This is a genomic window from Mesorhizobium sp. M0058 (assembly GCF_040323095.1).
Classification (GTDB): Bacteria; Pseudomonadota; Alphaproteobacteria; order Rhizobiales; family Rhizobiaceae; genus Mesorhizobium.
On record NZ_JAMYUQ010000012.1, the window covers coordinates 122483 to 135178 of the forward strand.

General features: G+C 64.3%; 16 protein-coding genes and 1 pseudogene. 12 read left to right on the top strand and 5 right to left on the bottom strand.

Features of this window, described 5'->3' with window-relative positions:
- Window positions 1-77: 77 nt before the first annotated feature.
- The gene (locus tag NKJ75_RS21610; protein ID WP_023672050.1) at window positions 78-278 is read right to left on the bottom strand and encodes a hypothetical protein; all 201 of its coding nucleotides are present in this window, start codon (window positions 276-278) and stop codon (window positions 78-80) included.
- A gap of 36 nt (window positions 279-314) precedes the next feature.
- A complete protein-coding gene (gene hrcA, locus NKJ75_RS21615; protein ID WP_023681233.1) occupies window positions 315-1400 on the bottom strand; it encodes a heat-inducible transcriptional repressor HrcA in 1086 nt (361 codons plus the stop codon).
- A 155-nt stretch (window positions 1401-1555) separates the two neighbouring features.
- Here hrcA and rph point away from each other — a divergent pair, with 155 nt between their 5' ends.
- The 6 genes and pseudogenes from rph (at window position 1556) to NKJ75_RS21645 (ending at window position 5443) form a co-directional block, all read left to right on the top strand.
- On the top strand, window positions 1556-2272 hold the full coding sequence (gene rph / locus NKJ75_RS21620) for a ribonuclease PH (RefSeq protein ID WP_023819299.1): 717 nt from the start codon (window positions 1556-1558) through the stop codon (window positions 2270-2272).
- A 190-nt stretch (window positions 2273-2462) separates the two neighbouring features.
- Window positions 2463-2873 carry a VOC family protein gene (locus tag NKJ75_RS21625; RefSeq protein WP_023819300.1) on the top strand — a complete coding sequence of 137 codons (411 nt, stop codon included), beginning with the start codon at window positions 2463-2465 and terminating at the stop codon, window positions 2871-2873.
- Entirely contained in the window at window positions 2873-3520 is a 648-nt protein-coding gene (gene rdgB, locus NKJ75_RS21630; protein WP_023692946.1) for an RdgB/HAM1 family non-canonical purine NTP pyrophosphatase, read from the top strand. Before NKJ75_RS21625 ends, rdgB begins: the two co-directional genes overlap by 1 nt.
- On the top strand, window positions 3520-4677 hold the full coding sequence (gene hemW / locus NKJ75_RS21635; RefSeq protein ID WP_023681230.1) for a radical SAM family heme chaperone HemW: 1158 nt from the start codon (window positions 3520-3522) through the stop codon (window positions 4675-4677). The genes rdgB and hemW overlap by 1 nt, the downstream gene beginning before the upstream one ends.
- A gap of 71 nt (window positions 4678-4748) precedes the next feature.
- On the top strand, window positions 4749-5117 hold the full coding sequence (locus NKJ75_RS21640) for a hypothetical protein (RefSeq protein WP_155923877.1): 369 nt from the start codon (window positions 4749-4751) through the stop codon (window positions 5115-5117).
- A 3-nt stretch (window positions 5118-5120) separates the two neighbouring features.
- Window positions 5121-5443, top strand: a pseudogene (locus NKJ75_RS21645) (low molecular weight protein tyrosine phosphatase family protein).
- 113 nt (window positions 5444-5556) lie between these two features.
- On the opposite strand, the gene NKJ75_RS21650 reads toward NKJ75_RS21645, so the two are convergent.
- Entirely contained in the window at window positions 5557-5745 is a 189-nt protein-coding gene (locus NKJ75_RS21650; protein ID WP_023672058.1) for a hypothetical protein, read from the bottom strand.
- Window positions 5746-5752: 7 nt separating this feature from the next.
- Window positions 5753-5938 carry a hypothetical protein gene (locus NKJ75_RS21655; protein WP_023672059.1) on the bottom strand — a complete coding sequence of 62 codons (186 nt, stop codon included), beginning with the start codon at window positions 5936-5938 and terminating at the stop codon, window positions 5753-5755.
- Window positions 5939-6110: 172 nt separating this feature from the next.
- Between NKJ75_RS21655 and rsmI the strand changes: the two genes are divergently transcribed.
- Together rsmI and NKJ75_RS21665 are read left to right on the top strand one after the other, a co-directional pair.
- Complete coding sequence (gene rsmI, locus NKJ75_RS21660; protein ID WP_023672060.1) at window positions 6111-7019, top strand: 16S rRNA (cytidine(1402)-2'-O)-methyltransferase; 909 nt, start codon at window positions 6111-6113, stop codon at window positions 7017-7019.
- The gene (locus NKJ75_RS21665) at window positions 7012-7389 is read left to right on the top strand and encodes a YraN family protein (RefSeq protein ID WP_023692944.1); all 378 of its coding nucleotides are present in this window, start codon (window positions 7012-7014) and stop codon (window positions 7387-7389) included. Before rsmI ends, NKJ75_RS21665 begins: the two co-directional genes overlap by 8 nt.
- A 176-nt stretch (window positions 7390-7565) precedes the next feature.
- Here the strand turns inward: NKJ75_RS21665 and NKJ75_RS21670 are convergent, their stop codons facing one another.
- Complete coding sequence (locus NKJ75_RS21670; RefSeq protein ID WP_352500171.1) at window positions 7566-8372, bottom strand: undecaprenyl-diphosphate phosphatase; 807 nt, start codon at window positions 8370-8372, stop codon at window positions 7566-7568.
- A 171-nt stretch (window positions 8373-8543) separates the two neighbouring features.
- On the opposite strand from NKJ75_RS21670, the gene NKJ75_RS21675 reads away from it, so the two are divergent.
- From NKJ75_RS21675 to mepA, 4 genes are read left to right on the top strand one after another with little or no spacing between them, the layout of a single operon-like run.
- The gene (locus NKJ75_RS21675) at window positions 8544-9236 is read left to right on the top strand and encodes a glutathione S-transferase family protein (RefSeq protein ID WP_023672063.1); all 693 of its coding nucleotides are present in this window, start codon (window positions 8544-8546) and stop codon (window positions 9234-9236) included.
- Complete coding sequence (queG, locus tag NKJ75_RS21680) at window positions 9217-10371, top strand: tRNA epoxyqueuosine(34) reductase QueG (protein WP_023745886.1); 1155 nt, start codon at window positions 9217-9219, stop codon at window positions 10369-10371. The genes NKJ75_RS21675 and queG overlap by 20 nt, the downstream gene beginning before the upstream one ends.
- A complete protein-coding gene (locus NKJ75_RS21685; protein WP_023745887.1) occupies window positions 10368-11468 on the top strand; it encodes an SDR family oxidoreductase in 1101 nt (366 codons plus the stop codon). The genes queG and NKJ75_RS21685 overlap by 4 nt, the downstream gene beginning before the upstream one ends.
- A gap of 46 nt (window positions 11469-11514) precedes the next feature.
- Complete coding sequence (gene mepA / locus NKJ75_RS21690) at window positions 11515-12597, top strand: penicillin-insensitive murein endopeptidase (RefSeq protein WP_488473627.1); 1083 nt, start codon at window positions 11515-11517, stop codon at window positions 12595-12597.
- Window positions 12598-12696 lie beyond the last annotated feature (99 nt).

A 12696-nucleotide genomic window follows, 5' to 3' on the forward strand; every position in this document is an offset into this window, starting at 1 on the left:
CGTCACGACAAGGGAGATATTGTGCGGCCGCCGCAAAAGAGAAGCGTGCGCGCGCGCAGATTCGACGAGAGAACCGCTCAACTTTCCTCTTCGACGTCGAGATCGTCGTCGAGACGCTTTTCCAATGCGACGAGATCTTCCGGCAGCGGCAAGCCCATGGCGCGCATTTCGCGCAGTTTTTCGCGCAGCTGCTCCTGGATTTCGTGCTCGTCCTCCGGCTGGTTGACCATTTCTTCGAGCAGCATGCTGATCTGGGCCTTGAACGATTCAAGCGCCATTCTGCGCCCTCCTTTACGGTGATCCCGGCTTTCGAATTATCTTAACATCCGGGTAATCAATTGCGCAGTGTAGTCGACCATAGGCACGATGCGGGCATAATTCAGCCTGGTCGGGCCGATGACGCCGAGCGCGCCGACGACGCGGGCGTCCTTGTCGCGGTAAGGCGCCACGACCAGCGACGAGCCGGAGAGCGAGAACAGCTTGTTTTCCGAGCCGATGAAGATCCGCACGCCGGGGCCGTCCTCGGCGAGGTCGAGCAGCTGGATCAGCCCGTCCTGCGTCTCCAGATCCTCGAACAGGTGGCGCAGCAATTCGATATCGGCCTGGGCGGTGACGTTTTCGAGCAAATTGGCGCGGCCTCGCACGATAAGGCGCGCCGGCAGGCCGCTATCGGCGCCGGCCCACACCGCCAGGCCTTTCTCGACCAGATCCTGCGACAGCGTGTCCAGCGCTGCCCTGGTCTCGTCCTTGATGCGGGCGATCTCGATGCGCGCCTCGGCGAGCGTGCGGCCCCTGATATGGGCGTTGAGGAAGTTGGAGGCCTCGTGCAGCTGCGAGACGGTGATGCCGGCCGGCAGGTCGACGACGCGGTTCTCGACATCGCCATTCTGCGACACCATCACCGCCAGCGCCTTGGTCGGCTCGAGCTGGATGAACTCGATGTGCTTCAGCGCCACCTCGTTCTTGGTGGCGAGCACCAGGCCGGCGCCGCGCGACATGCCCGACAGCATCTGGCTGGCCTCGGTCAGCATGTGTTCCAGCGTCGCGCCCGAGCCGGAGGCGCGCACCTGCGCCTCGATGACCCGGCGTTCCTCGTCGGAGAGATCGCCAAGCTCCATGAAGGCATCGACGAAGAAGCGCAGGCCGGTCTGGGTCGGCAGGCGCCCGGCCGAGATGTGCGGGGCATAGATCAGGCCGAGATGCTCGAGGTCGCTCATCACGTTGCGGATGGTCGCCGGCGACAGCGACGACGGCAGGATGCGCGACAGGCTGCGCGATCCCACAGGCTCACCGTCCTTCAGATAGGATTCGACGATGCGCCGGAAAATGTCGCGCGAACGCATGTCGAGCGATTGCAGCGCGGGCGCCAGCAGACTGGGTTCGGTGACTGCCTTGGTCATTCGAGCCAAAAACCTCCGGCTCAAGGATATAGACTTCCATCGCCCCCGCGCAACCCGGCGTCTGTGCCAGATCGCCCGGCCTTTTCCTTTGCGCCATGGGCTGCATGCGTCTACAAGCCGCCGACGCAACCGTAAAAGAACAGAAAGAGGCCTCGATGCGCCCTTCTAAACGCCAAGCCGACGAAATGCGCGCCATCTCCTTCGAGCGCGGCGTCTCCAAACACGCCGAAGGCTCGTGCCTGGTGAAATTCGGCGACACGCATGTGTTGTGCACGGCGAGCCTGGAGGAAAAGGTGCCGGGCTGGATGCGCAATTCCGGCAAGGGCTGGGTGACGGCGGAATACGGCATGCTGCCGCGTTCGACCGGCGAGCGCATGCGCCGTGAAGCTTCGGCCGGCAAGCAAGGCGGCCGCACGCTGGAAATCCAGCGGCTGATCGGCCGCTCCTTGCGCGCCGTTGTCGACCTGCAGGCGCTGGGCGAACAGCAGATCACCGTCGACTGCGACGTCATCCAGGCCGATGGCGGCACCCGCACGGCGTCGATCACCGGCGGCTGGGTGGCGCTTTACGATTGCCTGCGCTGGATGGAAGCGCGGCAGATGGCCAGGGTTGCCAAGGTGCTGAAAGATCATGTCGCGGCAATTTCCTGCGGCATCCATGACGGCCAGCCGGTCATCGACCTCGACTATATCGAGGATTCGTCTGCCGGCACCGACGCCAATTTCGTCATGACCGGCAAGGGCGGCATCGTCGAGATCCAGGGCACCGCCGAGGGCGAGCCGTTCTCGGAAGGGCAGTTCGCGGAGCTGATGGGCCTGGCAAAGAAGGGCATTCAGCGGCTGGTGAGCTTGCAGCAGATGGCTGTGGCTTGATTGAATTTAACGTGATGACGTCGGCGATCCTTCACACCCCCCTCTGGCCTGCCGGCCATCTCCCCCGCAAGGGGGGAGATCAGAGGTCGCTACCGTTTTCGCCAACCATCAACGTTGAGACGCCGCCAGCGGAACTGCCAATCTCCCCCCTTGCGGGGGGGATGCCCGGCAGGGCAGAGGGGGGTGCCTGATGCACCCCTCCGCTATTCTTGAGTCAGCGCTTTACGTCACGGATCTCGCCGCTGCCGAGACCTTCTACTCCGATGTCCTCGGCCTCCCTCTCCTCGGCAAGGTCGACGGCCGCCATCTCTTCTTCCGCTGCGGCCCGGGCGTGCTGCTCATCTTCAACGCCGAAGCCACCAAAATCCCGCCGGCGCCCGATGCGCGGCTGAAAGTGCCGCCGCATGGCACGGTCGGCGAGGGCCATCTCTGCTTTGCCGCAAGTGAGGATGAACTCGCACAGTGGAAGGCGCAACTTGAGGCGAAAAACATCGCCATCGAAAGCGAATTCGAATGGCCGCAGGGCGGGCGCTCGATCTACATACGCGACCCCTCGGGCAATTCGATCGAATTCGCCGAGCCAAGGATCTGGGGCCTTTGATGCATTCTCTCGATGGAAAGAAGATCGTCGTTGCCAGCCACAATGAAGGCAAGCTGCGCGAATTCGCCGATTTGATGGGTCCGTTCGGCTTCGAGGCGAAGTCGGCCAAGGACTACGGCCTGCCGGAACCGGAGGAGACCGGCACCACCTTCGAGGAAAACGCCTACATCAAGGCCTTCGCCGCGGCTAAGGCGACCGGCCTGCCGGCGCTGTCGGACGATTCGGGCCTGTGCGTCGACGCGCTCGACGGCGCCCCCGGCGTCTACACCGCCAATTGGGCCGAAGCTCCCGATGGCAGCCGCGACTTCGGGATGGCCATGCAGCGCACCGAAGTGGCCTTGCAGGAGGTCGGCGCCGCCAAGCCAGCGCAGCGCAAGGGGCGGTTCGTCGCCGTCATCTGCCTGGCCTTCCCCAATGGCGAGGCTGAATATTATCGCGGCGAAGCTGAGGGAACGCTGGTGTGGCCGCCGCGCGGCGAACTGGGCTTCGGCTACGACCCGGTGTTTTTGCCCGACGGTTTCGACAAGACGTTCGGCGAGATGAGCGCTGAGGAAAAACACGGCTGGAAGCCCGGTCAGCCGACGGCGCTGTCGCACCGCGCCCGCGCCTTCCAGAAATTCGCCCGCGCCAGGTTAGGCTCAGCTTAATGTCGCTGGACCGCAGCCCGGGCTTCGGGGTCTACATCCATTGGCCGTTCTGCGCGGCCAAATGCCCGTATTGCGACTTCAACAGCCATGTCCGTCACCAGCCGGTCGACCAGGAGCGCTTTGCCCGCGCCTTCGAGAACGAGCTGAAGACCATGAGCGAGCGGACCGGGCCGCGCGAAGTGACCAGTATCTTTCTCGGCGGCGGCACACCGTCGCTGATGCAGCCGCAGACGGTGGCGGCGGTGCTGGACGCCGTGGCGAAGAACTGGACGGTGCCCGACGGCATCGAGGTGACGCTGGAAGCCAATCCGTCCTCGGTCGAGGCCGAGCGATTTCGCGGCTACCGCGCCGCCGGCGTCAACCGTGTGTCGCTCGGCGTGCAGGCGCTGAACGACAAGGATCTGCGCTTCCTCGGCCGGCTGCACAATGTCGACGAGGCGCTGCATGCAATTGGCCTGGCACGGGACATATTCCCAAGACTTTCCTTCGACCTGATCTACGCCCGCCCCGGCCAGACGCTGGATGACTGGCAGGCGGAGCTCGAACAGGCGATCGGCCATGCCGCCGACCATCTGTCGCTCTACCAGCTGACCATCGAAGAAGGCACGCCGTTCCATGCCCTTCATGCGGCGAACAAATTCATCATCCCCGATAATGACCGGGCCGCCGATCTCTATGCGCTGACGCAGGAGATCACCGCAGCGCATGGCCTGCCGGCCTATGAGATTTCCAACCACGCCAGGCCGGGCGCCGAGAGCCGGCACAATCTGACCTATTGGCGCTATGGCGAATATGTCGGCGTCGGACCGGGCGCGCATGGCCGCTTTATCGAGAACGGCCACCGCACCGTGACGATCGCCGAGCGGATGCCGGAGACCTGGGCCAATCTGGTGGAGGCCAGGGGCCATGGCGTCACCGGCGGCGAGATCCTGACGCGCTCCGAAGAGGCCGACGAGTTCCTGCTGATGGGGCTGAGGTTGGCCGAAGGCATCGACCTTTCCCGCTACGAGGCGTTTTCCGGGCGCGGCCTGTCGAGCGCCCGGCTGACCGTGCTGCAGGATGAGGGGCTGGTGGCGCCGATCGGCAATGCCAGGCTACGCGCCACGCCAGCCGGCATGATCGTGCTCGATGCCGTGGTGGCGGATTTGGCGCGGTGAGCCCACAGGGCAAATGGCCGGGCTGTTGGACGATTTATCGGCTTGAGCAAGGATGTTAGAAAGTCGACTTGTTGAACCGCTGGCGTGCCAGCGCCGCATCCGAGGTGACTCCTGCGATGACGTTCCTGATCCACGAGACCTTGATGACATTGAACACGGATGATGTGTTCGAGTTTGGATTGACCGAAATCTTGAGATCTCCAGAGCAAGACGACCTCTTTGAGGCTCAGGCGATTTTCATCAGGAACGCAACGGTCACATCGAAACTAAAATTGACCCACTTGAGCGAATTCAGCGTTGTCCTCAGTTTCATAACATATATTGGAAATAAGCTTCGCGGAATCGCCAAGGATGAGTTGCTCGAGTTTGATCTGAATGGACTCACATTTGATCAGTACATCCCTCTCAGCAAAAATCTGCGTAAGATCTGGGATGAGTAGTCGGTGAAGAACGTCCTGTTCGTCTGCAGCCAGAACCGCTTGCGCAGCCCGACCGCCGAGCAGGTGTTCTCCAAACGTAGGGATATCGAGGTCGAGTCGGCCGGCACCAATCACGATGCAGACACGCCGCTGACGCATGAACTGGTCGCCTGGGCCGACATCGTCTTCGTGATGGAAAAAGCGCACCGCACCAAGCTGCAGAAGAATTCAAGGAGAGCCTGAAGAAGGCCCGCGTCATCTGCCTCGACATCCCGGATGACTACGGATCCATGGATCCGGAGTTGATCGACCTTCTGAAGGCACGGGCTTCGCGATATCTCGATTGAACTATGGGGGCTTCGCAACCACGCGTTCGTCATCCTCGAGTCTGCGCCGCGTCGCTTCGCTCCTTGCTCGCCCGTGATGACGAAGTGAGGGTGGTCCTCGCCAATCGCGAAGGTCAAGCGTCGTGCTTGAAGCGGCGCTTGCCGCGGTGTTTCTCGGCATGCGCCTCTCCGGTCCGGGCCGGCTTGGCGTCGCTCTTGTCCCGGCGGACGCTGTTCTGGTCGTTCATCGGATGCGGCGGCGCGCCTTCGCGGGCGCTCTTCGTTTCAAGACGGGTGATGAAGATATCGAAACGATTGGGCATCGTACGGTCAGTGCTCCGTCGTGCTGTCCGGTTTGTTGTCCGAAAGCCTGACATTCGTCGGCAAGGCGGTGGCCGTCCGACTGGCCAGGCCGGTGTCGCTTTCGGCGAGCGCACGCTTGCCCTTTCGCGCAGTGAAGCGCTTGCGCTCGGCATAATAGGGCTCGAAAACGTCCTGCAATTCCAGGCTGTCCATCCTGTCCTCCTCCTCAAGAGACTCAGGTATTCAATCCGCCAGCCACGCTTTCGTTCCCCACTGTGGCAAAGACATGGCCGCCGGGTTACATCGGCGTCAGGTTTGGCCCGACGTTCGGGAGTTTTGCAACCCGGCGCGCGCCATGCCAAACAGGGCGAAATGGAGAGACCCGGTGACCGGCGAGAAACGCAGCTATGTGATCGGGCAGACCGAGATCGCAGTCCGGCCGCTGGCGCCGGCGCTGTATCTGGTGGCGACGCCGATCGGCAATCTCTCCGACATCACGCTGCGCGCGCTGGAAACGCTGGCGGCCGCCGACGTCGTCGCCTGCGAGGACACCCGCGTCTCGCGCGTGCTGCTCGACCGCTACGGCATCCGCCGCCGCACCACGGCCTATCATGAACACAATGCCGGCGAGGCCGGACCGAAGCTGATCGCGGCACTCGAGGCCGGGCAGAGCGTGGCGCTGATTTCGGATGCCGGCACGCCGCTGATCTCCGACCCAGGCTACCGGCTGGTCGGCGAAGCGCTGGAGCGCGGCCTGCGCGTGGTGCCGATCCCCGGCCCATCGGCGCCGCTGGCGGCGCTGACGGCGTCGGGCCTGCCGTCCGACGCCTTCCTGTTTGCCGGGTTTCTGCCGGTGAAATCTGGGCAGCGGCTGACAAAGCTCGAAACGTTCAGGGCGGTGCCGGCAACGCTGATCTTCTTCGAGTCGCCGCGTCGGCTGGCCGAAACGCTGGTCGCCATGGTCGAGGCGTTGGGCGGCGCGCGCAAGGCCGCCATCGGCCGCGAGCTGACCAAGACTTTTGAAGAGATGCGGACGGGAACGCTGCAGGCGCTGGCCGACCACTATGCGGCGGCTGACACGCCGAAGGGCGAGATCGTCATCTGCGTCGGGCCCGCCGAGATCAAGCCCGACCAACCCGCCGACATCGACAGGCTGCTGCTGTCGCTGGCCGCCGAAATGCCGGCGTCCAAGGCGGCGGCGGAGGCGGCGAAGATGACTGGCGGGCAGAAGCAGGCGCTTTACCGGCGGCTGCTGGAACTCAGGGATGCGGTTGGAGAAGGCGAAGGTGGCTGAGCGCCCGGCCGCCAGCCGCCAAAAAGCCTATCGGCGCGGCCATCGCGGCGAGTGGCTGGCGGCAGCGGCGCTGATGCTGAAAGGTTATCGCATCCTCGCCCGCCGGCATCGCACCCGCTTCGGCGAGATCGACCTGATCGCCAGGCGCGGCGACCTGGTGCTGTTCGTCGAAGTCAAGGCGCGGCGCACGCTGATGGAAGCGATGGAGGCGATCGGCCACCAATCGGAGCGCCGCATCGAAGGCGCCGCCGACATCTGGCTGTCGCGGCAGCCGGACTACGGCAGATTGTCAATGCGCTTCGACATGATCGCGGTGCTGCCCTGGCGCTGGCCGGTGCATGTCGAGAACGCGTTTTATGGGAGGAGTTAGCGGCCTTTACCCTCCCCCTTGTGGGGAGGGTCGGTGAGCAAGCGACCCGAAGCGTCGTTGGCGAAACGGGGCGGGGGCGTGGCGCCCCCACCCCGATCCGCTTTGCAGATCGACTGACCGGGGCGAGCCGCCTGTCTCGCCCGTCCTTCGGACCCCCACAAGGGGGAGGGTAAAGCTCACCCCCAAATGAAAAGCGCCACCAACCCAACCGCTCCCACCACCAGGCGCCACCAGCCGAACAGCGAATAGCCGTTGCGCGAGACGTAATCGAGCAGGAAGCGGACGACGATCAGCGCGGTAAGGAAGGCGGCGATGAAGCCGATAGCGATGATCGGCAGGTCGGCGCTGCTCAGCACGTTGCGGTTCTTGAACAGATCGAAGGCGAAGGCGCCGACCATGGTCGGGATGGCGAGGAAGAAGGAGAATTCCGCCGCCGCGCGCTTGTCGACGCCCAGCAGCAGCGCGCCGACGATGGTCGAACCGGAGCGCGACGTCCCGGGGATCAGCGACAGGCACTGGAACAGGCCGATTTGCAAATAAAGCCTTGTCGGGAAGCGCTCGACGTCGCGGTAGACCGGCTGCAGCTTCATGCGGTCGATGACCAGCAGCACGACGCCGCCGATGATCAGCATGATGCAGATCAGCCTTGGCGATTCGAACAGCACCGTCTTGATGAAATCATGCGCCAGCGCGCCGATGATGGCGGCCGGCAGGAAGGCAATCAGGATGCCGAGGACGAAATGCCGCGTCAGCCAGTCATGCGGCAGGTCGAGCAGCATCTGCCACAGACGGCGGAAATAGACGCTGAGGATCGCCAGGATGGCGCCGAGCTGAATCAGGATCTCAAAAGCCTTGCCGGTGGAATGGAAGCCGAGGAAATGGCCGGCGAGCAGGATATGGCCGGTCGAGGAGACCGGGATGAACTCGGTCAGCCCCTCCAGCAGGCCGAGCAGCAGGGCTTCGACAATGGTATGGCTATCCATATGGCAACCTCGGCATTCAAGGGACGGAAGGAAACGGCTGGCAAAAGGGCTTGCTTGTCACGGCGCGGAAGTCCCCCTATAGGTCGCAGCACCGTGACGGCCGCATGACGGGCCGCCAAGACTTACCGGTGCGGACGGCGATTCGCCAGTGCGCCTTAATATCGCGGAATCATGCTGACGCTTTTCCATCACCCGATGTTCGCCACCTGCCGCTTCGTGCGCCTCGCCTTCGGCGAATATGGCGAGGAGCTGGCGCTGATCGAGGAAAAACCGTGGACGCGGCGCAAGGAGTTTCTGGCGCTGAACCCCGCCGGCACCTTGCCTATCCTGCTGGCCGAAGGCGACGTGCCGATCGTCGGCGCCATGGTGATCGCTGAATATCTCGACGAAACACGTGGTGTCCTGAAGCGCGACAAGCGCCTGTTTGCCGAAGACCCGATGCAGCGCGCCGAAATCCGCCGCCTGACCGACTGGTATCTCAACAAGGCCGAGAGCGAAGTGACCCGGCATCTGGTGCGCGAGCGCGTGCTGAAGCCGGTGATGCCGGAAACGGCGGGCGGCGGTTCCCCCGATTCGGCGGCGATCCGCGCGGCGCGCGCCAACATTCGCCAGCACATGAAGTACACCAACTGGCTGGCCGGCACCCGTCATTGGCTGGCCGGCAGCAAGGTCACCTATGCCGACCTGGCGGCAGCGGCGACGCTGTCGGTGCTGGATTATCTCGGCGAGATCGATTGGCGCGAGCATGCCGCGGCGCGCGAATGGTACACGCGGGTGAAATCGCGGCCGTCGTTCCGGCCGCTGCTCTCCGACCGGGTGCGCGGCCTGTCGCCGGTGTCGCATTATGCGGACCTCGACTTCTAGAAGCCAAACCCTGCGCGCGCTAGTCGACGCCGAGGCGCGGCGCGCCGGCTTCGATGCGGTTGCCGTCACCACGCCCGATGCGATCCCGCTGGCGCCAGCCAGATTGGCCGAATTCGTCGCCGATGGTTTTCACGGTTCGATGGCGTGGATTGCGGAGACGCTTCAACGCCGTAGCGAGCCTTCGACGCTGTGGCCCGAGGTGCGCTCGATCATCGTGCTGGCAATGAATTACGGCCCCGACCACGATCCGCGTGCGCTGCAGGCAAGGCGCGATCGCGGCGCGATCTCGGTCTATGCGCAAAACCGCGACTATCACGAGGTGATGAAGGGCCGGCTGAAGGAGATCGCCGGCAAGATCGTCGCGCGGGCCGGCGGCGACGTGAAGGTTTTCGTCGATACGGCGCCCGTGATGGAAAAGCCGCTGGCTGAGGCCGCCGGGCTCGGCTGGCAAGGCAAGCATACCAATCTGGTCAGCCGCGAGCACGGCTCCTGGCTGTTTCTCGGCACCATCTTCACCACGGCTGAGCTCACGCCCGATGCGACCGAGGTAGACCATTGCGGTTCCTGCCGCGCCTGTCTCGACGCCTGCCCGACCGATGCCTTTCCGGCGCCCTATCGGCTCGATGCCAGGCGCTGCATCTCCTACCTGACCATCGAGAACAAGGGGCCGATCCCGCAAGAATTCCGCGAAAAGATCGGCAACCGCATCTATGGCTGCGACGATTGTCTCGCCGCCTGCCCGTGGAACAAGTTTGCCCGCGCCGCTTCGGAAGCCAAGCTTGCTGCCCGCGACGAACTGCGCGAGCCGCCGCTGGGCGAGCTGTTGCAGCTGGACGACACGGCGTTCCGGTCTTTCTTCTCGGGCTCGCCGATCAAACGCATCGGCCGCGACCGCTTTGTCCGCAACGTGCTGACCGCCGCCGGCAATTCCGGCGATGTTTCGCTGGCCGGCCCGGTGCGCGCCCTCCTTGGCGACGCCTCGCCGCTGGTGCGCGGCGCGGCGATCTGGGCGCTGGCGCGGCTGGTGCCGGCCGCCGAATTCAACAGGCAGGCGGCGATCTACTCGAACACTGAAACCGACAAGACAGTGCGGGGCGAATGGCTGTCCGTATTGCCAATTGAGGCGCACGCATGAGCGAAAAACAGGTTTTTATCTTTGGCGCCGGCTATTCGGGCAAAGCCTTTGCACGGGCCAATGCGGGCTGGCACGGTTTGCGCACTACGAATACCCCCACCCCTAACCCCTCCCCACAAGGGGGAGGGGAACTCGCGGAAGCGCCTACCTTCGCAGACCCAGCGACTGGGATCGGTAAGAGCGCGCGGCAACGTTCCCTCCCCCTTGTGGGGAGGGGTAGTGTGGGCGCCCCTGTTCACAAGAATCTCATTTTTGGCACCACGCGCTCATTGGAAAAATTCGACGCGCTGCGGCAGGTCGGCATCGCGCCGCTGCTGTTCGACGGCGCCCTGACCCCTGAAATCGGCGATGCGCTGGAAAAGACCACCCATCTCGTCGTCTCGGTGGCACCGGAGGAGGCCGGCGACCCTGTGCTTCTCGCCGCGCGCAAGGCGATCGAGGCGATGCCGGCGCTTCGCTGGATCGGCTATCTCTCGACCGTCGGCGTCTATGGCAATTATGACGGTGCCTGGGTCGATGAAACGGCCGAATGCCGGCCGGTGTCGAAACGCTCGTCGATGCGAGTGGCGGCCGAGCGGGGCTGGCTGCAGCTTGGACTCGAGACCGGCAAGCCGGTGGCCATCCTGCGGCTTTCCGGCATTTACGGGCCGGGTCGCAACGCGCTGGTCAATCTGGAAAACGGCACGGCCAGGCGGCTGGTCAAGCCCGACCAGGTGTTCAACCGCATCCATTGCGACGACATCGCCGGCGCGCTCTGGCACCTCATCGGTGGCAATAGAGGCGGCATTTTCAACATCACCGATGACGAGCCGGCGCCGCCGCAGGATGTCGTCACCTATGCCGCTTCGCTGATGGGCGTCGAGCCGCCGCCGGAGATTCCTTTCGAGACCGCCCAACTTTCGCCCATGGCGCGGTCCTTCTATGGCGAGAACAAGCGCGTCGCCAACGCCGCGATCAAGGCAGCGGGCTACCGGTTCCGCTATCCGGACTACCGCCAGGCGTTCGATCGGATGTGGGCCGACGGCAGCTGGCGCGACGGCGAGCCGCGCAGCCCGATGAAGGTAGATAATCGAAACGCGAGCCCGAGGGTGATATGATTCGATTGTGTTGCGGACTTTTGCAGTGGGGTTCATGACGATTTCGATGCGATCCTTGACCGGCAGACGGCCGTTCCTGACGGCGGCGCTGGCGGTCGTGGCGCTGGCCGGGCTGGTGGCGGGCGCAATCACGGCCGAGCCACGGGCAAAAGACCTGTTCGGCGCCAAGAAGCTGCCGGCGGTGGCTGCGGCGCAATCCTTCGGCTTCTATTCAAAGGGCTGCTTCACCGGCGGCGTCGCCATTCCGATGGACGGCCAGAACTGGGAGGTGATGCGTCCCTCGCGCAACCGGCGCTGGGGTCATCCAACGATGATCGCGCTGATCGAGAAACTGTCGCGCGATGCCGCCGCCGACGGCTGGCCGGGGCTTCTGATCGGCGACATTTCGCAGCCGCGCGGCGGCCCGATGCTGACCGGGCACGCCTCGCACCAGATCGGCCTCGACGCCGACATCTGGCTGACGCCGATGCCCGACCGCAAGCTTACGACCCAGGAGCGCGAAAACATCAGCGCCACGCTGATGGTCGACGACAAGACGCATCTGGTGAAGGACAGGCTGTGGAAGCCGATACATACCAAGCTGTTGAAGCGCGCCGCGAGCTATCCGGAAGTCGAGCGCATCCTGGTCAATCCAGGCATCAAGAAGAAGCTGTGCGACACCGTCACCGGCGACCGTACCTGGCTGAGAAAAATCCGGCCGTTCTGGGGCCATGACTATCATTTCCACATCCGCATCGGCTGCCAGCCGGGTTCGCCCAACTGCAAGGGACAGGAAGCGACGCCCGACGATGACGGCTGCGGCAAGCCGCTGGCCTGGTGGTTTACCGAGGAGCCGTGGCGGCCCAACAAGAACCCGGACGCGCCCAAGGCGCGCGACCTGATGACGATGGCGAACCTGCCGAAACAATGCCAGTTCGTGCTCGACCAGCCCGATGCCGACTCGGCCGAAGCCGTCACCTATCGCGGCGGCGGCGTGCCGATCGCCGCCAGGGCGCCGGAACCCGACGCGCCTCCGCCTATTGCGGGCAATGCGGGCGGGTTGCCAAACGCAGCCAACGCATTCACCGCCACGCCGGAGATCGGCATTCCCCTGCCAAGGCGACGGCCGCCGGCAAACGTCGGACAGTGATGGCGAACTGACGCTTTCCCTTTCCGGGGCCATGCGCTAGTCAATCGATTGAACACCGGGCGATTGAACACCGGGCGATTGAAAAACCGGGCGATTGAA

Excerpts from the sequence above, each read along its gene's own strand:
- NKJ75_RS21610 (WP_023672050.1), bottom strand. The coding sequence starts at position 278 with ATGGCGCTTGAATCGTTCAAGGCCCAGATCAGCATGCTGCTCGAAGAA.
- hrcA (WP_023681233.1), bottom strand. The coding sequence starts at position 1,400 with ATGACCAAGGCAGTCACCGAACCCAGTCTGCTGGCGCCCGCGCTGCAA.
- rph (WP_023819299.1), top strand. The coding sequence starts at position 1,556 with ATGCGCCCTTCTAAACGCCAAGCCGACGAAATGCGCGCCATCTCCTTC.
- NKJ75_RS21625 (WP_023819300.1), top strand. The coding sequence starts at position 2,463 with ATGCACCCCTCCGCTATTCTTGAGTCAGCGCTTTACGTCACGGATCTC.
- rdgB (WP_023692946.1), top strand. The coding sequence starts at position 2,873 with ATGCATTCTCTCGATGGAAAGAAGATCGTCGTTGCCAGCCACAATGAA.
- hemW (WP_023681230.1), top strand. The coding sequence starts at position 3,520 with ATGTCGCTGGACCGCAGCCCGGGCTTCGGGGTCTACATCCATTGGCCG.
- NKJ75_RS21650 (WP_023672058.1), bottom strand. The coding sequence starts at position 5,745 with ATGCCCAATCGTTTCGATATCTTCATCACCCGTCTTGAAACGAAGAGC.
- NKJ75_RS21655 (WP_023672059.1), bottom strand. The coding sequence starts at position 5,938 with ATGGACAGCCTGGAATTGCAGGACGTTTTCGAGCCCTATTATGCCGAG.
- NKJ75_RS21670 (WP_352500171.1), bottom strand. The coding sequence starts at position 8,372 with ATGGATAGCCATACCATTGTCGAAGCCCTGCTGCTCGGCCTGCTGGAG.
- NKJ75_RS21675 (WP_023672063.1), top strand. The coding sequence starts at position 8,544 with ATGCTGACGCTTTTCCATCACCCGATGTTCGCCACCTGCCGCTTCGTG.
- queG (WP_023745886.1), top strand. The coding sequence starts at position 9,217 with ATGCGGACCTCGACTTCTAGAAGCCAAACCCTGCGCGCGCTAGTCGAC.
- NKJ75_RS21685 (WP_023745887.1), top strand. The coding sequence starts at position 10,368 with ATGAGCGAAAAACAGGTTTTTATCTTTGGCGCCGGCTATTCGGGCAAA.
- mepA (WP_488473627.1), top strand. The coding sequence starts at position 11,515 with ATGCGATCCTTGACCGGCAGACGGCCGTTCCTGACGGCGGCGCTGGCG.